Raw genomic sequence first — 23,210 nt, 5'->3', positions numbered from 1 at the left:
TTACTGGGCGGGTGGCGAAGCTGTCTGCACACTGGGCACCGAATCCCGCTGCGGGGGACTCGGTGCGCGGACGGCTACATCGGATTCGCGACCATGATGCGGTTCGATGCGTACCCCTCGTCCCCGCCGACCCAGCGGCCGCCGCAGGTCACGAGCACGATGCGGTGCGGGCCCGACTGGCCGAACAGCTGCTCCGCCTGGTCGGGCAGGGCGTTCTTGTGCAGCGTGACGACCTTGCCGATCCGGTACCGGTACTCGGTGCCCGCGGTGTCCTTGACGGTGACGACATCGCCGGTCTTGTCGTTCCACAGTTCGTTGAACGGTCCGGTCTGGCCTGCCCAGTTCACGTGCCCGGCGAACAGAGTTGCGCCCTGCTTCGCGTCCAGCCCGGAACCCCACCAGGTCGCTTCGCGCACCCCGTTCGGAATGGGCAGCGTGCGGTTCGCGGTGACCTCGGAGCGCACCAGTTTGGCGGTGCCGCCCTTGGGCAGGCGGATCGTGCCCGGGCTCTGTCCGGGAGGGGGTTTGGGCTTGCCGGTCGCCCGTGGAGGCCGCGGCTTGTCCGGTTCCGGTTCCTCCTTCGCGGCCGGGCTGACCTGTGTCTTCGGTTCCTTGTCCGCGCCCTTGGCCTGGTGTTCGTATCCGGCTCCGGAGGCGTGTGCGGCGGCCATGGCATGCCCGGGGACGACATTGCCCGAGGCGCCGAGGACGACCCCGGCGACCACGATCCCGACCCCGGCCACGGCGACCCCGCTCGCGGCAAGACCCGCGCCGAGGCGCGAACCCTGCCGCTTGCTCGGTTCACGCACTCTCGTTACCTCCTGCGCAGCTTGCGCGTGAGCAGGACGCCGCCGACCCCGGCGAGGACCACGATCCCGCCGCCGAAGCCGAGCAGGCCGTAGGAGGAGGGCAGCGTGCTGGTCGCGGAGGCGGCCGTCACGGTCGGCGAACTACCGCCGGCGGGGATCACGACCGGGATGATGGCCTTGTTCTTCTTGTTGGACAGCGAGAGGGCCAGCGTCTTGCCCGGCTGGATCGTGCCGCAGGCCGACGGCGGGTTCTTCGCGTCGTAGGACTGGTCGTAGTCCTTGGCCGGCGCGGTCTCGATCACGCAGATCTGCTGCGGGGCGGCGAGGTCGCCGACGCTCGCGAGCCCGTTGTCCCCGGTCTGCACCACCGCGGGCTGCTTGTCCGCGCCGAGCAGTTCCTTGCCGTCGAAGGTCTGCGCCGGCGACTTCTTGTCGCCGCCGGTGATCCGCAGCGAGACCCCGGAGATGCCCTTACCGGACTCCGAATCGGTCTTGGTGACCTTGACCCCGCCACCCTGGATCTCGAAGGTCTTGGAGAGGTTCTGCTCGCCACCGCCGAGCACGACCTTCTGTACGTTCGGGTTGTTCAGCGGTTCCTGCACCCTCGGCAGCGCGTTCGGGCTGTTCAGGCTCGCCTGCAGGGTCGGCTTCGCGCCGGTCGGGGTCACCTTGACCTGGGCGGTCCCGTTCGCGTCCGTGGTGACCTTGGTGGACTTCGCCCCGTCGATCGTGGCCTGGCTGCTGGTCAGCGAGATCGGCACATCGGAGACCGGGTTCTTCGCGCCGGAGGTGAGCTTGAGGGTCCAGGTGCCCGGCTTGTTGATCTGCGGCTGCTCCGGCGGGGTCAGCTGCAGATCCCAGGGCGCCCTGTTCGCCGCGGCGTCCTTCTTGACCTCGGCCACCTTCTGCTTGAGCGAGGCGTTCATCTTCGAGGCGTAGTAGCCGCTGTCGTAGGCGAGGTTCTGCTGGATCCACTTGGTGTCGTGGCCCTTGAAGATCGGGTCGTGCGGATCACCGGGGTGACCCTTGACCACCGGGGCCGTCCAGCTGTGCAGCAGGTGCGCGACGGCCGCCGCGGTCAGGTTGTCCTTCGTGTTGCCGTATTTGAGCAGCAGGTAGGAGATGTCCGATGCCTGGGACTTGGGGATCGCCGTTCCCCACTTGGTCTTGAGCGCGTCACCCGGCTTGTACGGCTGGTCCGAGCCGGGCGCGGGGAGCGCGTAGTCGACGCAGAACACCTTCTTGCCGCCGACCACGTACTGGCCGAGCCAGGTGCCCGCGGGGTTGCCCCCCGGGGTCGGGCCGACGGACATGCCGGCCCCCTCGTCGATTCCCGCCGCCGAGGCCAGCTGCGGGGTCGCGACGAGGGTGAGTCCACTGACCAGCCCGGCGCCGAGTATGCCTGCGAGGATCTTTCTGAGCCGCATGACGGTGCTATCCCTCCGACAGGCGCTGCACCCAGGCTCATGCGCACGCGCGTACCCCCGCGACAATGCTGCCGCGTTCCCGCGTCCTGTGCCCCGAGAACTTCCGCGCCCGAAACTTCGTGTTGGTCGTTGCCCTGTTGGTCGTGCCCTGATCAGCTTCGTAACGGCAGCCTGGCGCGCCCAAGTCCGTTACGACACTGCGTGAGAGCTTCTCGGGTCGGAAGGCAAAACACAATCCGCCATGGGGAGTATGTTCGACTGCGAATTTCGCCAGGGCAAACGCGGTACTTGATTACACTATGTATGGAATCTGATCGCCCCATTCACCCACAAGTCAGCTGAACGCTCTACTGTGTGTACCACCAGTGGGTGATTGTAAAGCTGGCTTTACGATCATGCTGCCGGGCGGCCCGGGAACTCGCTTCCCCCGTGCGGCGTTGTACGGCTGAGGAAGGATCCCGAGGAGGTCAGTGTGCGCAGCAGTTCGAACCCCGTGTTCCGCAACCTGCCGGGCGGTGGCTACGGAACCCCGGTCGGTTTCGGTGGCGCCACGGCGACCGCGGCGCCCCAGGGGGCCCAGGGCTACGGGATGCCCCCGGGATTCGGCGGTGATCAGCGCACCGCTGCCGCCGAGCGCCCGATCACCATCGATGACGTGGTCACCAAGACCGCCATCACGATCGGCCTCGCGCTCGCGACCGGTGCGCTGACCTTCTGGCTCGCCATCCCCGCGCTCGCGCTGCCCGGGATGCTGGTCGGGCTCGTGACCGCACTCGTGATCATCTTCCGGCGCAAGGTCAGCCCGGCGCTCGTGGTCGTCTACTCCCTCGCGGAGGGGGTGTTCCTCGGCTCGCTGACCCGGGTGTTCGACACCATCGCGCCCGGGGTGGCGTTCCCCGCGATCCTGGGCACCTTCGGCGTGTTCGTGGCGATGCTCGTGGTCTATCGGACCGGGGCGATCCGGGTGACGCCGAAGCTGACCAAGTGGATCATCGGCGCGACCGTGGGCGCGCTCGTCCTGATGCTCGGCAACCTGCTGCTCGGCCTGTTCGGCATCAACGGCGGGCTGCGCGACGGCGGCACGCTCTCGATCGTGTTCAGCCTGCTGGTCATCGGGATCGCGGCGTTCAACTTCCTGCTCGACTTCGACGCGGCGGAGCGCATGGTCCGCGGCGGTGCCCCGGCCAAGATGGCCTGGTACGCGGCGTTCGGCCTGATGACCACGCTCGTGTGGCTCTACCTCGAGGTGCTGCGGCTCGCCTCCTACTTCATGGGCGGGCAGCGATAGCGCGCGGCTGATTCTTCGTTCCGCCGGATTCGGCGGGACTCGCCAAGGCGGGGTGTACGGGAGCTTTCCCGTGCACCCCGTTCTGCTTTCCCGGTCCGGTCGTCTCCCTTAGGGGAGGTTTCCGGGTTGACTTGTTCGACCGCTCGTGCTGATATTTGACCATTCGGCCAGAAAATGGATCACCCAGGCGATACCCTCCAAGGTATCTGCTATGATTCTGATATCAATTTTTGGTACCGTCAGTATCGAGGGTCCGCGGCCGTGCGGACGAGGTGGAACGAACGGAGAAGGACCGATGGGCGAGCCGGCGCTCGAGATCGATCACTTGACCAAGCGATATGGGGATGTCGTCGCGCTCGACGGGATGACTTTCGACGTGCGGGCGGGCGAACTGTTCGGGTTCGTCGGAAGCAACGGCGCGGGCAAGACCACGACTATGCGCATCGCGCTCGGCGTGCTCGCCGCGGACGGGGGCGAGGTCCGCTGGGCCGGTTCGCCGATCACCGCGCAGAATCGCAGGCACGTCGGGTACATGCCGGAAGAGCGTGGCCTGTACCCGAAGATGAAGGTCGGCGAACAGTTGGTCTATCTGACGCGGCTGCACGGCTGGTCCGCGTCCGCGGCGCACAAGGCGGTGGACGAGTGGCTGGAACGCCTCGGGGTCGCCAGCCGCCGTGAGGACAACGTGGAGAGCCTCTCGCTCGGAAACCAGCAGCGGGTGCAGCTGGCCGCGGCGCTACTGCATGATCCGCAGATCCTGGTGCTCGACGAGCCCTTCTCCGGCCTCGACCCGGTCGCGGTCGAGGTGATGAGCGAGGTGCTGGTCGAGAAGTGCCGCGCCGGGGTTCCGGTCGTGTTCTCCTCGCACCAGCTCGACCTCGTGGAACGGCTCTGCGACCGGGTCGGCATCGTGCGCAGCGGTTCGATGGTCGCCTGCGGCCCGGTGGACGAACTGCGCGCGGGCGGCCGGACCCGGTTGAGCGTGGACGCGCCGGGTGCACGGGACGGGTGGACCGACGGGATGCCGAGCGTCACGGTGCTCGAGCGCGCGGGCACCCGCACCATCGTCGAACTCGCCGAGGGCGCGGACGACCAGCAGGTGCTGCAGGCCGCGCTGGCGACCGGCCCGGTGCGCGAGTTCGCCAGGCACCGGCCCTCGCTGACCGAACTCTTCCGCAATGTCGTTACCGAGAACCAGGGGGCGAACCGATGACGCAGGCGAACATCGACTACGGCTCGCGGCAGGCGGTCGGCCTGGTCGCCGGTCGGGAGATCTCCACCAGGATGCGCTCCAAGGCGTTCCGAGTCTTCACCGGTCTGATGATGGCCCTGATGATCATCGGCGTGCTGATCGTCAAGCTGATCAGCGGGATGTCCTCGGGACCGGACGCCACCATCGGGGTCACCGCACAGACCGCCGGTCTCGCCGCCCCGGTCACCGCGACCGCCAAGGGCATCGGCGAGAACATCGCCACCAGGCAGGTCGCCTCCGAGGCCGATGGGAACAAGCAGATCACCGACGGCAAGCTGGACGCGCTGCTCGTGGGCACCGGCTCCGATGTGCAGGTCGTGGTGAAAAAGGAGCTCGACCGCAAGCTGCAGACGGTGTTCGACAGCTTCGCGGGCCAGCAGGCGCTGAACAACCAGATCCACAAGCTCGGCGGGGACCCGGGGCAGGTCGCCACTCAGGTCGGCCAGGCCAAGGCCACGGTGAAACCGCTCGAACCGCCGTACCCCTATGACGTCGCGCAATTGGTGCTCGGTGCCGCGGCCGGGGTGCTGATCTACCTCGTGATGATGATGAACGCCCAGGCCATCGCGCAGGGCGTGGTCGAGGAGAAACAGAGCAGGGTGGTCGAACTGTTGCTCGCCACCGTGAAACCGTGGCAGATGCTGTTCGGCAAGATCCTCGGTATCGGCGCACTCGGGCTCGCCCAAATGGTGCTGATCGGGGCAGCCGCCGTGATACCTGCCGCGCTCACCGGGCTGCTGCCCAGTGTCGGCGCCGCAGCGGGCACCGTGGTGTGGCTGGTCGTCTGGTTCGTACTCGGCTTCCTCGCCTACGCGCTCGTGTTCGCCGGGCTCGGCGCACTCGTCTCGCGGCAGGAGGACATCGGGCAGGTGATCAGCCTTCCGCTGATGCTGCTGATCGCTGGCTACGTCGTCGGGATCTCGGTCCTGCCGAGCAACCCGGGCAGCCGTTTCGTGGAGATCCTGTCGATCATCCCGACCTTCTCGCCGACCCTGATGCCGATGCGGATCGGTATGGGCGGGGTGCCGGTATGGGAGATCGTGCTCGCGCTCGTGCTGCTGGTCGCCTTCATTCCCGGGCTGCTCTGGCTCTCCGCGCGGATCTACCGCAACGCGATCGTGCGCACCGGAACGAAGGTGCGTTTCCGCGACGCCCTGCGCGCCGCATGAAGTTCCGTGGTGGGTGCGCTGTCGGGGGTGTGCACCCACCACGGTCCTATTCGCGATCGGCGGCTCGAGAGTCGTTCTTTCCGGCGATGTGTTCGGCGTTTCCCGCGACCGAGCGGCCGTCCCCGGTGTCCGCGGCGCCCGCGAACAGGGCAAGAGCCGCCAGTCCGACGAGACTGCGCCGCCGTTCGTCGTCGAGGATTCCGGTACCCGGACTGTGTGCGTCACGCAGTGCCAGTCCTTCGTTGAGCGCGGTGAGAATCGTCGCCAGATCGGTGAAACCGATGCCGTCCCGGAGCCGGAGTCCACGGGCCGCGAACACATCCGAGCAGAGTTGCTGCCAGGTATCGGTGATGTCGTGGTACAGCCTGGTCATCGTTTCCCGGATGTGTTCGTCCTGGGCGGCGAGCGCGACGGCGAGGAACCGGAATCGCAGTGCCGTCGAATCGCGCGCGATGACCGTGCTCTCGTAGCCGATTTCGTGCACGGCCGCCGCGAATTCCTTGTCGAGTAGTTTCCCCGCCGCCGTCCTGGCGAGCACATTGGCGGGCGCGGAATGGTACTCGCGTAGCGTATAGCGGGCCGGATCCGCCACGTAGTCCGGAAAATAGGACCACCGATCGCGGAACGATCCGACGGTGCCCTGTCGTGGAAGCTCGGCGGGGCCGTTGCCGACCTCGGCGATCACCGTGTCTCTCGTCAGTGTCCCGAGTGGACGGACGAACCGATCGGTCCCGTCGAGCGAGGCATCGAACTCGCGATCGAGCAGCCGAACCCCGGCTTCGAGGTAGGCACGGGTGAGCGGGTGATTGGCGAGCCTGCTCGTGGCCTCCGGTGCACGTTTCGCACCACACTGCTGAGATCTTCGTCCACGGTTCCTCATCCCTGTCCGGAGGTCCGGTCTCGGTGCTCCGGGGGAGATGCTCCCGCACGGACCTGTCCGGTCACCAGCGACTGCCGTATCAAGGATTGCGGAACGCGATCACCGGAGGTGTGCCATGAAGGTTTTCTGCACGGTGAAATTCCTGGTCGAAGTAATCGTGTCGGTGTTGTTTCTGGGTGTGCTCGCCGGTGCCGTCCTGTGAGATCCCGGCCCGCTCGTTGCGGGCCGGGACCGTGGTCAGGAAAGGCGTTCGAGCACCATGGCCATGCCCTGGCCGCCGCCCACGCACATGGTCTCGAGGCCGAACTGCTTGTCGTGGTGCCGAAGCGAGTTGATCAGCGTCGAGGTGATGCGCGCACCGGTCATGCCGAAGGGGTGGCCGACCGCGATGGCCCCGCCGTTGACGTTGAGCCGGTCGAGGTCGATTCCGAGGTCCCGGTAGGACGGGATGACCTGGGCGGCGAAGGCCTCGTTGATCTCGACGAGGTCGATGTCGCCGATCCCCATCCCGGCGCGGGCGAGCGCCTGCTTGGAGGCTTCGACCGGCCCGTAACCCATGATTTCCGGGGACAGTCCGGTGACCCCGGTGGACACGATGCGGGCCAGCGGGGTGATGCCCAGTTGCTTGGCCTTGGTGTCGGACATGATCACGAGCGCGGCCGCGCCGTCGTTGAGCGGGCAGCAGTTGGCCGCGGTGATCCGGCCGTCCGGGCGGAACACCGGCTTGAGCCCGGATACCCCGTCGAGGGTTACTCCGGCGCGGGGGCCGTCGTCGGCATCGACCACGCGGCCATCGGGCAGGGTGACCGGGGTGATGTCCTTGGCCCAGAACCCGTCCGCGCTGGCTTTCTCGGCGAGGTTCTGGGAACGCACACCGAACTCGTCCATCTCGGCGCGGCTGACGTCCTTGAGCCGGGCGAGGTTCTCCGCGGTCTGCCCCATGGCGATGTAGACATCGGGCAGGTCACCGGATTCGCGCGGATCGGCCCAGGAATCGGCGCCCTGCTCGGCGGTGCGCGCGGTGCGGTCCTTGGCCTCGGCGAACAGCGGGTTGTGCGTGTCCGGCCAGGAATCCGAGGACCCCTTGCCCGAGCGGGACACCGTCTCCACACCGGCCGAGATGAACACATCCCCTTCGCCCGCGCGGATCGCGTGCAGCGCCATCCGCGTGGTCTGCAGCGAAGAGGAGCAGTACCGGGTGATCGTGGTGCCCGGCAGGTGGTCGTAGCCGAGCAGCACGGCCACCACCCGGCCCATGTTGAACCCGGACTCACCGCCGGGTAGCCCGCAGCCCAGCATCAGGTCATCGATCTCGGCCGGATCGAGCTGGGGCACCTTGTCCAGTGCGGTGCGCACCATCCTGGCTGTCAGGTCATCGGGGCGCAGGTCGACGAGGGATCCTTTGTTGGCGCGCCCGATGGGAGAGCGGGCGGTCGCGACAATCACGGCTTCTGGCATGGACCTGACTCTACGACCTTTTCGTTCTCAAGCAAGCTTTTGCTTGGTTGCCGATGCAGGTACCAGCGCTCGGCCACCGTCCACGCCGTGGTGGTCAGCAGGTAGATCCCGGCGGCGAGCGGAACGAAGAGCGCGAAGAACAGGGTGCCGAAGGGCAATACTCGGACCAGCTTCGCCATGACCCCGCTGACCTGGCCGTTCGACTGCCGCGCCGCGAACAGCGAGGAACAGCCCGCGGTGACCGCCAGACAGGCGAGCAGCCCCCAGAACACCGGGTTCGCCGGATCGAAGTGGGCGCCGAGCGCGGTACCGAACACGGTGTGCCCGAGCAGCTCATTGGCCGCACCGCCGATCGTGGTCACCGTGAACGTGCGGTACAGCACGGAGAACACGGGCAGCTGCAGCAGCGTCGGCCCGCAACCGGCGAGTGGGCTCGCCCCGTGCTCGCGGTAGAGGGCCATGGTCGCCGCGGCCTGCTTCTCCCGGTCCCCGGTGTGCTCGGCCTGCAGCGCACGCAGCTTCGGGGCGAGTGCGGCGCGGGCGCGTTCCCCGCGCACCTGCATGCGGGCCAGTGGATGCAGCAGCAATCGGAAGGCGAGGGTGAACAGCACGACCGCGAGCCCGGGCGCCGCGGCGGGCAGGATCGGGGTGAGCAGATCGACGAGCCAGGAAAGGGCGTGCGCGGCCACGCGCACGATGGGATCGAGAAAAGAAAGCATGACGAAGCAACCCTTCGACGGGGTGAACAGGGACCGGCGATCAGCCGATCGTCGAAGGAGCTCGTGGGCGCGGATGTCCCTTCGCTGCGGGGTTGCTCATCCGCGGCGGGATGACCGGGGCGCCGATGTGATGGCGCGCGACCGGGCGAAGACCCGCCGGGGTGCCGATGACCAGCGTGCGCACCGCGCGCGAACCGGCCGTCACGAACAGGCTCGCGGCGAGCAGCACGGCGAGCAACCCGAGGGCCTCCGGGTTCGACGTGAGCAGCGCGAGGACGGTCACGGTCCCTCCTCGCTGACGCTCGTCGGTCCCGTGACCAACGGTGCTGTGTCTGATCGTGACCTCGCAAGCTCGGTCACGGAACCACTTTATCCGAGAGTTAGTCTTGCCATGTGGAATACGTGGAGCACGTGACCGATCTGATCGGCAATACCCCGCTGGTGAAGCTGAATGCCCTGGCCGCCGAGGTCGAACCGCTCGTGCTCGCCAAGGTGGAGTACGTCAACCCGGGTGGCTCGGTGAAGGATCGGATCGCCGCGCGGATGATCGAGGCCGCCGAGGAGTCCGGGGAGCTGAAGCCGGGAGGCACGATCGTGGAGCCGACCTCGGGCAACACCGGGGTGGGGCTGGCCATGGTCGCCCAGCAGAAGGGCTACCGCTGCGTTTTCGTGTGCCCGGACAAGGTTTCCGAGGACAAGCGCAATGTGCTGCGCGCCTACGGGGCCGAGGTCGTGGTCTGCCCGACCGCGGTGGCCCCGGAACACCCCGAGTCCTACTACAGCGTCTCCGACCGGCTCGCGCGCGAACTGCCGGGCGGCTGGAAACCGAACCAGTACAGCAACCCGAACAACCCGGCATCGCACTATCACTCGACCGGTCCGGAACTGTGGCGCCAGACCGAAGGCAAGCTGACCCACTTCGTGGCGGGGGTGGGCACCGGCGGCACCATCTCGGGCACCGGGCGCTACCTGAAGGAGATCTCCGCGGGCGGGGTGCGCATTGCCGGAGCGGACCCGGAGGGCTCGGTGTACTCGGGCGGTTCCGGGCGGCCCTATCTCGTCGAGGGGGTCGGCGAGGACTTCTGGCCGCAGACCTACGACCGGGGCGTCTGCGACGAGATCATCGCGGTCTCGGACGCTGATTCCTTCCACACCACGCGCCGGCTCGCGCGCGAGGAAGGGCTGCTGGTCGGCGGTTCCTGCGGGATGGCGGTGGCCGCGGCGATCGAGCTCGCCAAGCGCTGCGGGCCGGAGGACGTGATCGTGGTGCTGCTCCCGGACGGCGGCCGTGGCTACCTGTCCAAGGTGTTCAACGATTCCTGGATGGCTTCCTACGGGTTCCTCCCGCCGGACTCGACCGGGGCGACCGTCGGTCATGTGCTGCGCCGCAAGGACGGTTCGCTCCCGGACATGGTGCACACCCACCCGAACGAGACCGTGGCCGAGGCGGTGGCGATCCTGCGCGAGTTCCACGTCTCGCAGATGCCGGTGGTGGGCGCGGAACCGCCGCTGATGGCCGCCGAGGTCAAGGGCGCGGTCAACGAACGCGACCTGCTCGACGCGTTGTTCTCCGGGAAGGCGGCGCTCACCGACAGCGTGGAGTCGCACATGTCCGCGCCACTGCCGACCATCGGTTCCAGTGAACCGGTCAGCGCGGCGATGCGGGCACTCGAAGGAGCCGACGGCGCGCTCGTGCTCGAGGGAGGCAAGCCGGCGGGCCTGGTCACCCGGCAGGATGTGCTGGCCTACCTCGGCGGTTAATCGGCGGGCCGTACTGCCAGGTTCGTCGTGATCAGATAGCGTAGGCCACCACGCAGCGGACGACAGTCAGCCAATTATCCGAGGGAGTTCACCCGATGAGTGCTCCGCAGCCGCCGGATGGCCAGCAGGGCCAGGGCGAGCAGCCGTATCAGGGCGGCGTGCAGCCGCCACAAGAGGGCGGGGAGAACCAGTTCTCCACGGCCGAACCGACTCAGGCCATCCGGCCGGGCGAGCAGCCGCCCGCGGTCAATCAGCCGCAGGACGGCGCCGAACCGACCCAGGCGGTCATGCCGGGCAGCGCCCCGCAGGGCGATGTTCCGGAGAGCACGCAGGTGCTCGGCGGACCAGGGCAGCAGGGACCGGACTCCACGCAGGTGGTCGGGCCGACCGGCGCCCCGCCGCAGCCGAACTACGGCCAGTACACCCCGCCCGCGGGCGACCCCTCCGGCGGGTTCGGCGGGCAGCAGGGTTTCCAGCCGCAGGGTTACGTGCCCCAGGGCGACCCGAACGCGGGTGCCTTCGGTGGCCAGCCGCAGCAGGGCTTCCCGCCGCCCGGTGCCCAGGGTGCGCCGTACGGCCAGCCCGGGATGCCGCCGCAGCAGGGCCAGCCGCAGTTCGGCCAGCCGGGTCCGGGCGGTCCGATGCAGGGCGGCCCGATGCAGGGCGGTCCGCAGCAGGGCGGTCCGCAGCAGGGCGGTCCGCAGCAGGGCAACACGCTGCCCGCGGCGATGTGGACCACGATCGCCCTCTCCGCGATCATGCTGATCTTCACGATCCTCGGGCTGGTCAACACCCTCAACGCGAAGAGCTACCTGAGCAGCAACTCGACCTCGTTCGGCGGTGCGGACAACCCCTACTCCGGGCAGCTCAGCCAGTCGATGGACAAGCTCAACTCGGCATTGACCATGGCGATGATCGTGATCATCGTCCTGATGATCATCACGGTCGTCGTCGGGATCAGTGCCTGGTTCGGCGGTCAGGGCAAGAACTGGGGGCGGCTCACGGTCACCGTGGGCGCCGGGCTCGGCATCATCGCCGGTGTCCTCGCCCTCATCGGCGGTTCCTCGGCGGCGGGCATCGTCGGTGTGATCATCTACATCGCGGTCATCGTGCTCTGGTGGCTGCCCTCGACCACGGCCGGTATGCAGGCCAAGGCCGCGGAGGTCGGCGGGGGTGGCCCGTTCGGTCCCGGTGGCGGCTTCGGTGGTCCCGGTGGCCCCGGCGGTCCTGGTCAGTTCGGCGGCCCGGGTGGCCCTGGCGGCCCCGGTGCTCCCGGTCAGTTCGGTCCGGGTGGGCCCGGTCAGGCTCCGCAGGGCCAGCCCGGTGGCGGGTTCCCGGGTCAGGCTCCGCAGGGTCCGCCCAGTGGCGGGTTCCCCGGCCAGGCCCCGCAGGGTCCGCCCAGCGATGGGTTCCCCGGCCAGCCTCCGCAAGGCGGCGGATACCCCGGTCAGCAGCAGCCCCCGCAGGGGCCGCCTCCCGGTCAGCAGGGGTTCCCTCCCCAGCAGTGGTGACCTGAAAAGCGACCTAGTAGCGAACGGCTCCCGTGGTGCAGACCACGGGAGCCGTTCGCTACTGTTCGGCGTCAAATCCGTGTAACGGACACACCGGACCAAACGAGGGAACGCCATGACTTACCCACCGCAACCGCCCAACTACGGTCAATCGGGTGGGTTCCAGCCGATGCCGCAGCACCCGGTCCAGATCGACCCGCAGACCCGCCCACCGAGCGGGGGAACCGCGATCACCGCGGGTGTGCTCGGCCTGCTCGGTGGCCTGTTCGGCCTCTACATGCTGATCAGCGTGATCAGTGTGCTCGGTGACGCACCGTCCTCGGTCATGGGGATCCTCGTCGGGGAGACGATCGGCTTCGTGATCTGGAGCGCCACGCTCATCGCCGGGCCGATCCTGCTGTTCATGCGCAAGCGGCTCGGCCAGATCCTGACCCTGATCGGTTCCGGGCTGGCCATCATCGGCTGGATCGCCCTCGGCGTGCTCGCCATGCAGGGTGTCGCGGCCGTCGGTGCCACCTTCAACGGTTCCACCAGCCGGGCGGCCGGCGCGGTGGTCGGCGTGCTGTTCGTGTTCGCGGTTCCGGCGATCGCCACCTTCGTGCTCGCGATCGTGCCGCTGACCACGCGTTATGTGACCTGGCAGCCGGGACAGGGCGCAATGTACGGCGGGATGCCGCAGCAGCCGCCGTACCCGCCGATGGGAGGCCGGCAGCCCTGGTGAGCACGGTTGCCGCCCGCGCGTGCCGAATGCCGCGCGGGTAGGCTCCGGTCTATGGCACACGGGTTCGAAACACGGGCTATTCATGCGGGTCAGGAGCCCGATCCGCACACCGGAGCGGTGATCACGCCGATCTACCAGACCTCCACCTTCGCCCAGGACGGCGTCGGGGGTCTGCGCGCGGGCTACGAGTACTCGCGCACCGCCAACCCGACCCGCACCGCTTTCGAGGAATGTCTCGCCTCGCTGGAGGGCGGGGCGCGGGCGGTCGCGTACTCCTCGGGAATGGCCGCCTCGGACGCCGTGCTCCGGGTGCTCACCGAGCCGGGCGCGCACATCGTGATCCCCGACGATGCCTACGGCGGCACCTTCCGGCTGGTCGACAAGGTGCTCGCGCACTGGGGGATCGACTACACGCCGGTCCGGCTCTCGGACCTCGACGCGGTGCGCGCCGCGCTGACCGACAAGACCAGCCTGATCTGGTGTGAGACCCCGACCAACCCGCTGCTGGGGATCGCGGACCTCACCGGGCTCGCCGGTCTCGCGCGTTCGGCGGGCGCGAAACTCGTCGTGGACAACACCTTCGCCACCCCGTACCTGCAGTCCCCGCTCGAGCTCGGTGCGGATGTGGTCGTGCACTCGACGACCAAGTACCTCGGCGGGCACTCGGATGTGGTCGGCGGCGCGGCGATCACCGGGGACGAGGAACTGGCCGAGCAGCTGTTCTTCATGCGCAACGCCGCCGGTTCCGCCCCGGGGCCGTTCGACAGCTGGCTGACCCTGCGCGGAGTGAAGACCCTCGCGGTGCGTATGGAGCGGCACTGCGCGAACGCCGAGGAGATCGCCCGCCTGCTGGTGGATCACCCCAAGGTCGGCACCGTCTACTACCCGGGCCTTCCCGGGCACCCCGGACACGAGATCGCGGCCAAGCAGATGCGCGCGTTCGGCGCGATGGTCTCGTTCACCCACGTCGACGGCGCCGAAGCGGCCCGCGAACTGTGCGGGCGCACGAAGCTGTTCACCCTGGCCGAATCGCTCGGCGGGATCGAATCGCTGATCGAGCACCCCGCGGCGATGACCCACGCCTCGGTTTCCGGTTCCGCGCTCGAGGTGCCCGCGGACCTCGTCCGGCTCTCGGTCGGCATCGAGCGCGTCGAGGACCTCGTCGAGGATCTGCACAGCGCGCTCCGCTGAATGGCGTAAGGCCCGGTCAGAGTGCGCGACAACGCCGCGAGGCGCCGATCTGGCCGCGCGCAGCAGGGCATGGTGTGCTTCTCAGCCCCGCTTGTTCGTCTTGTGCGACTCGCGGGGTGCCGGGTGCACGCCGGAAGGAAGTTCACCGCGGTTCACGCAGCTGCCGATCAGCTCGACCTGGTGACCGGACCGGATGTACTGGCCACCGTCGCAGTCGGTCTGCGCGACCGTGTACACGGCGGCCCCGGCGAGCGCGCTCGCCGCGACGGTCGCACCGATGACCGGAACGATCGCCGCTATCCGGCTCAGCTTCGCCATGCGCTTGTAACTCCTACCGCGAAAAATTCCTGTGATGTCGTCCCCTTGACAGACAATACCCCGGCTGGTCCGCGTTCAGCGGCCTTCTCAGGAGACTGCCAGGATATCCACAGTTTCGGCTCAGTGCCTGATCGGCCGGGGTAACCCGGTCAGGTACCGGGGGCGCCGCCGATGTTCGGCGGGCTCGGCGGACCACCGGGGACGACCGTGCCGAGCGACTGCTGCCACGCCTGGCGCCACAACCCGGAGCGTTCGATACTGCGCAGCCAGTCATCGACGAAGTTCTTGAACGAGTCGTCACCGTGACGGATTCCGATGCCGTACGGCTCCGAGGTGAACGGGTTGCCGACGATCTTGATCTTGTTGTTCAGCTGGGCCGCGCCCGCGACGACGGTCAGGTCGTGCACGTAGGCCTCGGCCTTGCCCTGTTCGAGCGCCGATACGCACTGCGAGGAGTCGGCGGCCGGGGTGACCGCGGCCTCCGGCTCCTTCTGCGTGACGGCCTTTTCACTGGTCGTGTCCTTGACCACGCAGACCTTCTTGCCGCGCAGATCGTCGGCGGTCTGGATGGCGTGATTCGTGCGCAGCGTGGCGATGGTCTGCCCGGAGTCGAAGTACGGCCCGGCGAAGGTGACCTGCCGGGCGCGCTTCTCGGTGATCGAGTAGATGCGGATGACCGCGTCCACGGTGCCCGCTTCGAGTAGTTGCTCGCGGTTCTCCGGGGTGACCGAGACGATTCGCGGCGTGGACTGACCGGTGATGTATTTGGCGAGCATGCGGGACAGGGTGGCGTCGAAGCCCTCGGTCTGCCCGGTCGTCGGATTCTGTTGGGAGACCAGGGGCAGGTTCTTGTCGCTGCCGATCAACATCTGTCCGCGGGCCCGGATCGCCGCGGCGGTCGGGGAGGAGTTGATCTGTGCTTCGGTGGCGACCGGGGCGCGGTCGATGAAGTTGGTCTTCCGCTCGGCTCGCGAGGGGGACTCGCCGGAACAGCCGGAGAGGGCGAGCGCTGCCGTGACGGCGAGTGCGGTGACGGTCTTGCGGGCGGGCGGCCGGAGACTCATGTCACATTTGTCCTCTAGTTAACGGGGGTAGCACTTGTGAGTGAACATGCGAGATGGTGTCTGGGTGGACGCAGTTCGTCAAGGGCGCCGGCAGCCCGGTTGCCCTCTGCAATCGGCTAGTTCGTCTGAAGTCTTTATCCCCCGACAGTTGTAGGGTAGTGTGCGGCGCGAACTACGGAGAATCACCTTTTTGCACCCGATCGGGGCATCAAGGTTGGCTTGCTAGAAGGAATCAGGTGGCGATCTGCCGCCTACCGACACCGCAAGGAACAACGGATGCCGGTACGCCCGGATGGATCGGCCGCGAGGTGACCGACGATGCGGACACTCGCTAACTGGCCGCTCCGCGCGAAACTGCTGGCAGTGCTCGCGCTGCCGACGATCGCCGCGGTCGCCCTCGCAGCCGCACGAATATACGACGGGGTCGCCGAGACCTCGAGCTACCAGCGCTCGGTCGACGCCATAGGCTTCGACTACGACGCCACCGCGGTCACGCACGCCCTGCAGCACGAGCGGGTGGCGATGGCGAGCTGGATCGTCGGCGGTCGCACCCCCGGTCACGGCGAGCTGGACAAGGACATCTCCACCACCGACGGCACCTGGGACCGGGTCAAGGGAGCCAATCAGGAAGTCGACGTCGCCGAACCCGCCATTCAGCGCATCCAGCCGCGGATGACCGCGCTCGACCGGCTGCGCAAGATGGCGATGCAACCGGGAGGCGCGGACGCGGCCGCGATCTCGGTTTCGACGATGAACTCCGCGTACGGCTCGGTGATCGACACGCTGTTGCAGCCGACCTATGCCGGAAGCAGTGCCGAGCTGCGGGACAACCAGAATGCCGTCAACGCGCTCGAGCACGCCAAGGAAGACGCGTCCACCCAGAACCTCTATCTCACCCTCGGTGCCATGCGCGGCAGGTTCGCGGACGACGAGGGACAGCTGCTCAATGAGGCCGGGGCCGATCTGGTCTCCTCGATCTCGCGGTTCAACGACATCGGCCCCGATGACGACAAGCGCGCCTACGCGGGCGAGATGACCGGGGTCGCGGTCAACAACCAGTTCCAGCTGCAGCAGCTCGCCGTGCAGCGTGCCGGGGCGAACCTGCCGACCGCGATCGACACCGGCCAGGTCGTCTCCAACGCGGACGCGATCAGCCAGAAGTTCGCCACGGTACTCGACCGGGCCTTCGAGAACCTGAAGAGCACCGCGAGCGGCATGCTCAGCAGTGCACGCACCTCGCTGATCGTCACCGCGAGCGTGCTCGCCGTCGCCCTGTTCATCACGCTGATGCTGATGTTCTTCGTGGCCCGCACCATGCTCCGTCAGCTGCGTACCCTGCGGCGCACCGCGCTGCAGGTGGCGAGCGAGCAGCTGCCCGCGACCGTGCACCGGATCCTCTCCGACCCGGACCCGCGGGAAGCAGCGCGGACCGGGATCAAACCCGTCGGGGTGCACACCACCGAGGAGATCGGTCAGGTAGCGCGCTCCTTCGACGAGGTGCACAGCCAGGCGGTGCGGCTGGCGACCGAACAGGCCCTGTTGCGGGACAACCTGAACCGGATCCTGATCAACCTCTCCAGGCGCAGCCAGGTGCTCGTGCAGCGCCAGCTCGGCGTCATCGACCGGCTCGAGGATCGCGAACAGGACCCGGACCGGCTCACCGACCTGTTCGAGCTCGACCACCTCTCCACCCGGTTGCGGCGCAACGGTGAAAGCCTCCTCGTGCTGTCCGGTTCCGGTCCGGCCAACCAGATCACCCGGCCGACGAGGGCCGCGGACATCATCGGCGCCGCGGTCTCGGAGACCGAGGATTACCGCAGGGTCGACGTCGGCACGGTCCCGGATGTCTCGGTACACGGCCAGGCGGTGCACGACCTGGTGCACCTGCTCGCCGAGCTGCTGGACAACGCGACCTTCTTCTCCGAGCAATCGACAACGGTCCGGGTGCGGGCCGCGATGAACCGGCACAGCGAACTGGCCATCCAGATCACCGACACCGGGGTCGGGATGACCGAGGAACAGCTGGTGGCGGCCAACCAGGCATTGTCCGAGCCGCCGGACCTGGATGTCGCGGTGACCAGGCGAATGGGGCACTACGTGGTCGCCCGCCTCGGCAAGCGGCACGGTATCGAGGTGCGGCTCGCGGAGAACGAGGACATCGAGGGCGGTCTGGTCGCGCGCATCAAGGTGCCCGCGAAGCTGCTCACCGACAAGGCGCGGGCGAGCTCCGGGCTGCCGCCGCAGGTCAGTGTCCGGCAGCTGTCCCGTTCCGGGTTCGAGGAAGAGGATGCGGAATTCGGAGCGGACGATACCGGGGCCGAATGGGAGCCCGCGGAGATCGGGGGCACCGGATTCGAGACAGTGCCCGCCCAACGTGATGCGGATGAGGACGCGCATTCCATGGTCGTTCCCGCTGATCTGCCCGGAAAACGGAATCTCGAGGAGAACAAGGCCGAACTGCCCGCGCTCGACGCACCACTGCACCTGGACACGCTCGGCAGCGGACCGATATACACGGATCAGCCGGCGAGCGTCGCCGAGGACGGCAGCGGGGCGAAAGCGACGAGCAACGGCAATGGCAATGGCGGCACCGGAAACGGCAGATATTCCGGTGCGCTGGACGACAGCACCGGAAAACGCCATGAGGAGCTCGTGCGCAAGGGAACGCCTATTTATCAGGAAATGATGTCCAGGTGGCTTTCCGAAACGACGGAAACGGATGTGTTCACCGCCCTCGACGAATCGGGTAATCCGAAAATCGAGTGGCGCGAGGAATCCGATTCCGGGTGGCAGGCGGCCGCACTGCTCGGGGACATCGAGCCGGAACAGAACGGGCAGTCCGCGTTGCCGAAACGGGTGCCGAACGCGTATCTGGTTCCCGGTTCGCTGGACAGCGGGCAGCACCGCCTGGCGGCCGGACAGTCACCGGAGGATGCCGAACAGGCGGCGACCACGGCACGGGACAAGATGGCCCGGTTCCAGTCCGGCTTCGTCGCGGGCCGCAGGGCGGTCGGGCATTCGGTGCGCGGCTCGGAGGGGGCCGAGCAGGGCAACCCGTTCGGACTCACGGACAAGGAGTGAGGGTGACACAAGCACAGCGAACGGATTCCGGGCAGAACTGCGACTGGTTGATCGCGGATTTCGTGCGCCGGGTCCCGGGGGTGACCCACGGGACCGTGGTCTCGGCCGACGGCCTGTTGCTCGCTTCCTCGGAGGGATTGCCGAAGGACAAAGCCGACCAGATGGCCGCGGTCACCTCCGGGCTGAACAGCCTGACAAGGGGAGCGGCACGCATCTTCGGCGGCGGCCCCGTCGCACAGACGATCATGGAGATGGCCAACGGATATCTGTTCCTCATGTCCATCTCGACCGGGTCGTGTCTCGCGGTGCTCGGCTCCGCGAACGCCGATATCGGCCTCGTGGTCTATGAGATGACCTTGCTTGTCGACCGGGTCGGCAGGGTGCTGTCCGTCGAACCAAGGCGGAATATCAAGTAGTCGGGAATGGGAGCTCGCGGTGAACGAAATAGATAGACGGGATTTCGGTACGCTCGCCGGGCGTATTGATGTGGACCCGGCCGCGCTCGAACCGACAGGCGGCCAGACGGTGCCCGAACAAGCCAAGGAGCCGTTCGCGCACGCCGAACCCGGTCCACAGGAATTCCTCGACGAGCCATCGGGGAATCCGGAACTGGTCCGCCCTTATTTCCGCACCAAAGGCAGAACACGTCCTGGGCTCGAGCTGTCCATCGAAGCGCTCGTTTCGACCAGCCACCGGGGACTGGACAGCGCGAATCTCGCCGTCCCGGAACACCGCAGCATCTGCGAACTCTGCGTCGACACCCGCTCGGTCGCCGAGGTCGCGGCGTTTCTGCGGCTGCCACTCGGCGTGGCGCGGGTACTGATCGGCGATGTCGCCGCCGCTGAACTCGTCGTCGTGCACACGGCGACGCACATGGCTGGTGACCGGCCGAGTATCGATTTCATGGAGAGGGTGCTCAGTGGTCTTAGGACGGTTTGACGGTACGGATTCGGCAGCGCTCGGACCGACGTCTTCCGCGAAGATCGTCGTCGCCGGTGGATTCGGCACCGGAAAGACGACTCTTGTCAGTGCGATATCGGAGATCGAGCCGCTCACCACGGAGGCGGCGATGACCGAGCTCGGCGAACATGTCGACGACACCACGGTGACGCCGGACAAGCAGACGACGACCGTGGCGATGGATTTCGGCAGGCTCTCGCTCGATTCGGATATCGTGCTCTACGTGTTCGGGACCCCGGGCCAGGAACGGTTCTGGTTCATGTGGGACGACCTGGTTTTCGGCGCGATCGGCGCGGTGATCCTGGTGGACACCCGGCGGCTCTCGGACGCGTTCCCGGTCATCGATTTCTTCGACAACGCACGCCTTCCCTATGTCATCGCGGTGAATTGTTTCGACCGGCTGCTGCACCACAAGGTCGAGGACATCCGCAATGCGCTCACCATCCGGCCCTCGGTGCCGATCGTGCTCTGCGATGCGCGGGAACGGGAATCGGCGAAGCAGGTGCTGGTTTCGGTTGTGCGGCACGCGATCGAACACGACCGGCGCGTGCAGGCCGCGACACCGTCACCTGCTTCCTGATCGTCAGAGGTTCCCCCTGCGTTCCTGCTCGCGCTCGATCGCTTCGAAAAGGGCCTTGAAATTCCCCTTTCCGAAACCGAGCGAGCCGTGCCGTTCGATCAGTTCGTAGAAAACCGTGGGCCGGTCGCCGATCGGTTTCGTGAAGATCTGCAACAGGTAGCCGTCCTCGTCCCGGTCCACGAGAATGCCGTGCCGCTTGAGTTCCCCGATGGGCAGCCGTACCTGGCCGATACGGTCACGCAGCTCCGCGTCATCGTAGTACGAATCGGGAGTGGCCAGGAATTCCACGCCGTTCGCGCTCATGTTCTCGATCGTGGCGACGATGTCTCCGGTGGCGAGCGCGATGTGCTGACAGCCGGCCCCGGTATAGAATTCCAAGTACTCGTCGATCTGGGATTTCCGCTTCGAGACGGCGGGCTCGTTCAGCGGGAATTTGACCTTGTGATTGCCGTTCGAGACGACCTTCGACATCAGTGCCGAGTATTCGGTGGCGATATCGTCGCCGACGAACTCCGCCATGTTCACGAAGCCCATCACGCGGTTGTACCAGTCGACCCAGTAATCCATCTTGCCCAGCTCGACGTTGCCGACGCAGTGGTCGACCGCCTGGAACAGTCGCTTCGGCGCATCCGGGCGCCTGGTGACAAGTGGTTGCCTGGCAACGAATCCGGGAAGATAGGGGCCCGAGTAGCGGGAGCGGTCGACGAGTGAGTGCCTGGTCTCCCCATAGGTCGCGATCGCCGCGCGGCGCACGGTGCCGTGCTCATCGGAGACGTCGTGCGGTTCCTCGAGCACGGTGGCTCCCTGGTCGCGGGCGTGCTCGACGCACTTGTCCACATCCTCGACCTCGAGTGCGATGTCGGTGACCCCGTCCCCGTGGCGGCGGTGGTGATCCAGCAGGGGAGAGTCGGGTGCGACACCGCCGGTGATCACGAACCGCGCGGAACCGGATTCGAGCACGAAGGCTTTGTGGTCGCGGTTACCGTGCTCCGGCCCGGAATAGGCGACCAGTCGCATCCCGAATGCCGATTCGTAGTAGTGCGCGGTCTGGGTCGCGTTGCCCGCGACGAAGACCACCGCGTCGAGCGCCTTGACCGGGAAGGGGTCTTCCGACGCGTCGTACTCGACAAGGCCGACGAGGGCGGCGAGTCCAGGGTCCGTTGTCGCTGTTTCCGTTGTCTCCGTCATGGACAAGAGCATGCGAGCGCCAGCGCAGACTGTGCAATAGTTTCTTGATCGGCTGGGCAGAATGTACAGTTGATCATCGATCTGTGCGGTCAGATTGCGCAGATCGGCTAGTATTCGCCCGGTACTCGGAGGTCGCCCGCGATGACGCTCGACGAGCTCGACGGCCAACTGCTGCTGCTCCTCACCGATGAACCGCGACTCGGGGTGCTCGAATGCTCCCGGCGGCTCGGCGTCGCGCGGGGCACCGTGCAGGCGCGGCTGGACAAACTGCTCGCCGGCGGGGTGCTCACCGGATTCCCACCCGCGGTCGATCTCGCCGCCATGGGCTACGGGCTCACCGCGTTCGCCAGCTGCGAGATCGCCCAGGGCAGGCGCGGGGTGGTCGCCGAACGACTGCGCGCCATCGCCGAGGTCTGCGAGGTGCACGCGACGACCGGGCAGGCCGATCTGCTCGTCCGGCTCGTGGCGCGGTCGAACGAGGATCTGCAACGGGTGATCGACGAGATCGTGGACGTGGAAGGGGTGCAACGGCTCGCGACCTCGATCGCGTTGTCCACCCCGGTCCCGCCGCGGGTGCGGCCCCTGCTGGAGCGGCTGCGCGGGCCGTGAACAGAGAACACGGGTGCCCGCCCGGACACCCGTGTTTCCCTGTGGACCTATCCCTTGTAGGGCACGGCCTTGACCAGCGTCACCTTCATGGACTTGCCGTTGGGCAGGGCGTACTCCCTGGTCTCGCCGTCCTTGGCACCGAGCAACGCGGAGCCGATCGGCGAGCTGGGCGAGAACACCTCGATACCGTCGTGCGCCCCTTCTTCCCGGGTGGCGAGCAGGAAGTCCTCGGTGTCCTTGTCGCCCTCGTAGCGAACGGTGAGCACGGAACCCGGCTCGGCGACACCGCTCTTCGTGGGAACCTCGCCGACCTTCGCGGTACGCAGCAGCTCCTGGAGCTGACGAATCCTGGCTTCCTGCTGACCCTGTTCGTCCCGAGCGGCGTGATACCCGCCGTTCTCCTTCAGATCGCCTTCTTCGCGGCTGGCGTTGATCTTGGCGGCCATAGCCGGACGGTTCTCGACCAACTCGTCGAGTTCCGCCTTGAGACGGTCGTAGGACTCCTGGGTCAGCCAGGTCACCTGTTCGTCGCTCATGGTCACCACTCCTCTTTCTTGCGTGCTTGCTCGTCCGGGCGGATGAGCGGGGTTCCCGGTTCCAGCTAGCCAGGAACTACAAAAACACGGCCCACTCTGGGGCCGTGCGTTAACGGACAGGATAGCACGCACCGCGCGAGCGGTCGCTTGTTTTCGGTAATCGATTCACCGATCCGGACCGGTCTTGCCGAGGTACTCGGGGACGGTGTATGAGCAGCCATAGACCTTGCCGGTCGCCGCCCGGGTGCCCGTCGTGATGGCCGCGGTGACCGTCCGCGAGCTGTCCCCGGAAGGGATGAAAACCTCCCTGCGGCCGAGTTCGGTGGCGTCCTGCAGGTTCGCGGTCACGATGCAGTCCACCGCCTTGTCCGCCTGGTCGCGGGTCACGGTGAAAGTGAGGTTCATCGTGTCCTGCCCGCTCGCCGAGAAGCTCTTCACCTCGGTACTGATCGGGTCCGCGCCGAGATTGCGGTAGGCGATGTAGGCCACCAGCAGGCCGAGGACCAGCACGAGGACCACGACGAGGGAGCGGACCCAGCGCGGCCGGTGCTTGGCTTTCACGCCGTAGCGCTCGGCCATAAGCTGTTCACTCACGGGGGACTCCACACTGCTTGTCGGATGCGTGCGGAACAATGGACGCGGTCACGGGCGTTGCTCCGCAAGTCCCGTGATTATGGACGAGCCTGGG

22 protein-coding genes and 1 pseudogene are annotated in these 23,210 nt (G+C 67.4%); 12 read left to right on the top strand and 11 right to left on the bottom strand.

Annotated features, from left to right (window positions below; genetic code table 11):
• Positions 1 to 74: 74 nt before the first annotated feature.
• A complete protein-coding gene (locus tag A37U_RS0124560; RefSeq protein ID WP_020499324.1) occupies positions 75 to 809 on the bottom strand; it encodes a class F sortase in 735 nt (244 codons plus the stop codon).
• A gap of 5 nt (positions 810 to 814) precedes the next feature.
• Entirely contained in the window at positions 815 to 2,236 is a 1,422-nt protein-coding gene (locus tag A37U_RS0124555; protein ID WP_020499323.1) for an Ig-like domain-containing protein, read from the bottom strand.
• A gap of 472 nt (positions 2,237 to 2,708) precedes the next feature.
• Here A37U_RS0124555 and A37U_RS0124550 point away from each other — a divergent pair, with 472 nt between their 5' ends.
• The 3 genes from A37U_RS0124550 (at position 2,709) to A37U_RS0124540 (ending at position 5,945) form a co-directional block, all read left to right on the top strand.
• Positions 2,709 to 3,524 carry a Bax inhibitor-1/YccA family protein gene (locus tag A37U_RS0124550; RefSeq protein WP_020499322.1) on the top strand — a complete coding sequence of 272 codons (816 nt, stop codon included), beginning with the start codon at positions 2,709 to 2,711 and terminating at the stop codon, positions 3,522 to 3,524.
• A gap of 295 nt (positions 3,525 to 3,819) precedes the next feature.
• The gene (locus tag A37U_RS0124545) at positions 3,820 to 4,737 is read left to right on the top strand and encodes an ABC transporter ATP-binding protein (RefSeq protein ID WP_020499321.1); all 918 of its coding nucleotides are present in this window, start codon (positions 3,820 to 3,822) and stop codon (positions 4,735 to 4,737) included.
• Positions 4,734 to 5,945: an ABC transporter permease gene (locus A37U_RS0124540; protein WP_020499320.1), complete on the top strand. Its 1,212-nt coding sequence runs from the start codon at positions 4,734 to 4,736 to the stop codon at positions 5,943 to 5,945. The genes A37U_RS0124545 and A37U_RS0124540 overlap by 4 nt, the downstream gene beginning before the upstream one ends.
• A 46-nt stretch (positions 5,946 to 5,991) precedes the next feature.
• On the opposite strand, the gene A37U_RS0124535 is transcribed toward A37U_RS0124540, so the two are convergent.
• The 4 genes from A37U_RS0124535 to A37U_RS0124515 all read right to left on the bottom strand — a co-directional run bounded on the left by A37U_RS0124535 (position 5,992) and on the right by A37U_RS0124515 (position 9,285).
• On the bottom strand, positions 5,992 to 6,825 hold the full coding sequence (locus A37U_RS0124535; RefSeq protein ID WP_020499319.1) for a hypothetical protein: 834 nt from the start codon (positions 6,823 to 6,825) through the stop codon (positions 5,992 to 5,994).
• A gap of 237 nt (positions 6,826 to 7,062) precedes the next feature.
• On the bottom strand, positions 7,063 to 8,283 hold the full coding sequence (locus A37U_RS0124525) for an acetyl-CoA C-acetyltransferase (protein WP_026197558.1): 1,221 nt from the start codon (positions 8,281 to 8,283) through the stop codon (positions 7,063 to 7,065).
• Positions 8,268 to 9,002, bottom strand: a complete 735-nt coding sequence (locus tag A37U_RS45170; protein ID WP_020499317.1) for a YidC/Oxa1 family membrane protein insertase — start codon at positions 9,000 to 9,002, stop codon at positions 8,268 to 8,270. The genes A37U_RS0124525 and A37U_RS45170 overlap by 16 nt, the downstream gene beginning before the upstream one ends.
• 40 nt (positions 9,003 to 9,042) lie before the next feature.
• The gene (locus A37U_RS0124515; RefSeq protein ID WP_020499316.1) at positions 9,043 to 9,285 is read right to left on the bottom strand and encodes a hypothetical protein; all 243 of its coding nucleotides are present in this window, start codon (positions 9,283 to 9,285) and stop codon (positions 9,043 to 9,045) included.
• 110 nt (positions 9,286 to 9,395) lie between these two features.
• Here A37U_RS0124515 and A37U_RS0124510 point away from each other — a divergent pair, with 110 nt between their 5' ends.
• The 4 genes from A37U_RS0124510 (at position 9,396) to A37U_RS0124495 (ending at position 14,186) form a co-directional block, all read left to right on the top strand.
• The gene (locus tag A37U_RS0124510) at positions 9,396 to 10,763 is read left to right on the top strand and encodes a cystathionine beta-synthase (RefSeq protein WP_020499315.1); all 1,368 of its coding nucleotides are present in this window, start codon (positions 9,396 to 9,398) and stop codon (positions 10,761 to 10,763) included.
• A gap of 95 nt (positions 10,764 to 10,858) precedes the next feature.
• The gene (locus A37U_RS0124505; protein WP_020499314.1) at positions 10,859 to 12,274 is read left to right on the top strand and encodes a hypothetical protein; all 1,416 of its coding nucleotides are present in this window, start codon (positions 10,859 to 10,861) and stop codon (positions 12,272 to 12,274) included.
• A 115-nt stretch (positions 12,275 to 12,389) separates the two neighbouring features.
• Positions 12,390 to 12,995 carry a hypothetical protein gene (locus A37U_RS0124500; protein ID WP_020499313.1) on the top strand — a complete coding sequence of 202 codons (606 nt, stop codon included), beginning with the start codon at positions 12,390 to 12,392 and terminating at the stop codon, positions 12,993 to 12,995.
• Between the two features lie 51 nt (positions 12,996 to 13,046).
• Positions 13,047 to 14,186, top strand: coding sequence for a cystathionine gamma-synthase (locus tag A37U_RS0124495; protein WP_020499312.1), 1,140 nt, complete (start codon positions 13,047 to 13,049; stop codon positions 14,184 to 14,186).
• 81 nt (positions 14,187 to 14,267) lie between these two features.
• On the opposite strand, the gene A37U_RS45165 is transcribed toward A37U_RS0124495, so the two are convergent.
• A complete protein-coding gene (locus A37U_RS45165) occupies positions 14,268 to 14,504 on the bottom strand; it encodes a hypothetical protein (protein ID WP_020499311.1) in 237 nt (78 codons plus the stop codon).
• A 149-nt stretch (positions 14,505 to 14,653) separates the two neighbouring features.
• Positions 14,654 to 15,568 carry a glutamate ABC transporter substrate-binding protein gene (locus A37U_RS0124485; protein ID WP_020499310.1) on the bottom strand — a complete coding sequence of 305 codons (915 nt, stop codon included), beginning with the start codon at positions 15,566 to 15,568 and terminating at the stop codon, positions 14,654 to 14,656.
• Positions 15,569 to 15,886: 318 nt separating this feature from the next.
• Between A37U_RS0124485 and A37U_RS45160 the strand changes: the two genes are divergently transcribed.
• The 4 genes and pseudogenes from A37U_RS45160 (at position 15,887) to A37U_RS0124465 (ending at position 20,189) form a co-directional block, all read left to right on the top strand.
• Positions 15,887 to 18,649, top strand: coding sequence for a sensor histidine kinase (locus A37U_RS45160; RefSeq protein WP_020499309.1), 2,763 nt, complete (start codon positions 15,887 to 15,889; stop codon positions 18,647 to 18,649).
• Positions 18,650 to 18,651: 2 nt separating this feature from the next.
• Complete coding sequence (locus A37U_RS0124475; protein ID WP_020499308.1) at positions 18,652 to 19,065, top strand: roadblock/LC7 domain-containing protein; 414 nt, start codon at positions 18,652 to 18,654, stop codon at positions 19,063 to 19,065.
• 121 nt (positions 19,066 to 19,186) lie between these two features.
• Positions 19,187 to 19,588: pseudogene (locus A37U_RS53890) on the top strand (DUF742 domain-containing protein); the annotation flags it as partial.
• On the top strand, positions 19,569 to 20,189 hold the full coding sequence (locus tag A37U_RS0124465; RefSeq protein ID WP_020499306.1) for a GTP-binding protein: 621 nt from the start codon (positions 19,569 to 19,571) through the stop codon (positions 20,187 to 20,189). The pseudogene A37U_RS53890 and the gene A37U_RS0124465, both read left to right, overlap by 20 nt.
• A 3-nt stretch (positions 20,190 to 20,192) precedes the next feature.
• Here the strand turns inward: A37U_RS0124465 and hppD are convergent, their stop codons facing one another.
• Positions 20,193 to 21,377 carry a 4-hydroxyphenylpyruvate dioxygenase gene (gene hppD, locus A37U_RS0124460; protein ID WP_026197557.1) on the bottom strand — a complete coding sequence of 395 codons (1,185 nt, stop codon included), beginning with the start codon at positions 21,375 to 21,377 and terminating at the stop codon, positions 20,193 to 20,195.
• Between the two features lie 141 nt (positions 21,378 to 21,518).
• Between hppD and A37U_RS0124455 the strand changes: the two genes are divergently transcribed.
• Positions 21,519 to 21,986, top strand: a complete 468-nt coding sequence (locus A37U_RS0124455; protein WP_020499304.1) for an Lrp/AsnC family transcriptional regulator — start codon at positions 21,519 to 21,521, stop codon at positions 21,984 to 21,986.
• A 47-nt stretch (positions 21,987 to 22,033) separates the two neighbouring features.
• Here A37U_RS0124455 and greA read toward each other — a convergent pair whose 3' ends face one another.
• A complete protein-coding gene (gene greA / locus A37U_RS0124450; protein WP_020499303.1) occupies positions 22,034 to 22,522 on the bottom strand; it encodes a transcription elongation factor GreA in 489 nt (162 codons plus the stop codon).
• 165 nt (positions 22,523 to 22,687) lie between these two features.
• Positions 22,688 to 23,116 (bottom strand): DUF4307 domain-containing protein, encoded by a 429-nt coding sequence (locus A37U_RS0124445; protein ID WP_157183011.1) that lies wholly within the window; start codon positions 23,114 to 23,116, stop codon positions 22,688 to 22,690.
• Positions 23,117 to 23,210: the final 94 nt, after the last annotated feature.

It is taken from the genome of Sciscionella marina DSM 45152, assembly GCF_000379465.1.
Lineage (GTDB): Bacteria > Actinomycetota > Actinomycetes > Mycobacteriales > Pseudonocardiaceae > Sciscionella > Sciscionella marina.
Note: the sequence above shows the minus strand (reverse complement) of the source record. Positions and strands in the feature narration are given on the sequence as shown.

Coding starts and splice junctions, on each gene's coding strand:
- A37U_RS0124485 (WP_020499310.1), bottom strand. CDS start 15,568: ATGAGTCTCCGGCCGCCCGCCCGCAAGACCGTCACCGCACTCGCCGTC.
- A37U_RS0124505 (WP_020499314.1), top strand. CDS start 10,859: ATGAGTGCTCCGCAGCCGCCGGATGGCCAGCAGGGCCAGGGCGAGCAG.
- hppD (WP_026197557.1), bottom strand. CDS start 21,377: ATGACGGAGACAACGGAAACAGCGACAACGGACCCTGGACTCGCCGCC.
- A37U_RS45160 (WP_020499309.1), top strand. CDS start 15,887: ATGCGGACACTCGCTAACTGGCCGCTCCGCGCGAAACTGCTGGCAGTG.
- A37U_RS0124500 (WP_020499313.1), top strand. CDS start 12,390: ATGACTTACCCACCGCAACCGCCCAACTACGGTCAATCGGGTGGGTTC.
- A37U_RS0124540 (WP_020499320.1), top strand. CDS start 4,734: ATGACGCAGGCGAACATCGACTACGGCTCGCGGCAGGCGGTCGGCCTG.
- A37U_RS0124495 (WP_020499312.1), top strand. CDS start 13,047: ATGGCACACGGGTTCGAAACACGGGCTATTCATGCGGGTCAGGAGCCC.
- A37U_RS0124525 (WP_026197558.1), bottom strand. CDS start 8,283: ATGCCAGAAGCCGTGATTGTCGCGACCGCCCGCTCTCCCATCGGGCGC.
- A37U_RS0124455 (WP_020499304.1), top strand. CDS start 21,519: ATGACGCTCGACGAGCTCGACGGCCAACTGCTGCTGCTCCTCACCGAT.
- A37U_RS0124535 (WP_020499319.1), bottom strand. CDS start 6,825: ATGAGGAACCGTGGACGAAGATCTCAGCAGTGTGGTGCGAAACGTGCA.
- A37U_RS0124545 (WP_020499321.1), top strand. CDS start 3,820: ATGGGCGAGCCGGCGCTCGAGATCGATCACTTGACCAAGCGATATGGG.
- A37U_RS45165 (WP_020499311.1), bottom strand. CDS start 14,504: ATGGCGAAGCTGAGCCGGATAGCGGCGATCGTTCCGGTCATCGGTGCG.
- A37U_RS0124555 (WP_020499323.1), bottom strand. CDS start 2,236: ATGCGGCTCAGAAAGATCCTCGCAGGCATACTCGGCGCCGGGCTGGTC.
- A37U_RS45170 (WP_020499317.1), bottom strand. CDS start 9,002: ATGCTTTCTTTTCTCGATCCCATCGTGCGCGTGGCCGCGCACGCCCTT.
- greA (WP_020499303.1), bottom strand. CDS start 22,522: ATGAGCGACGAACAGGTGACCTGGCTGACCCAGGAGTCCTACGACCGT.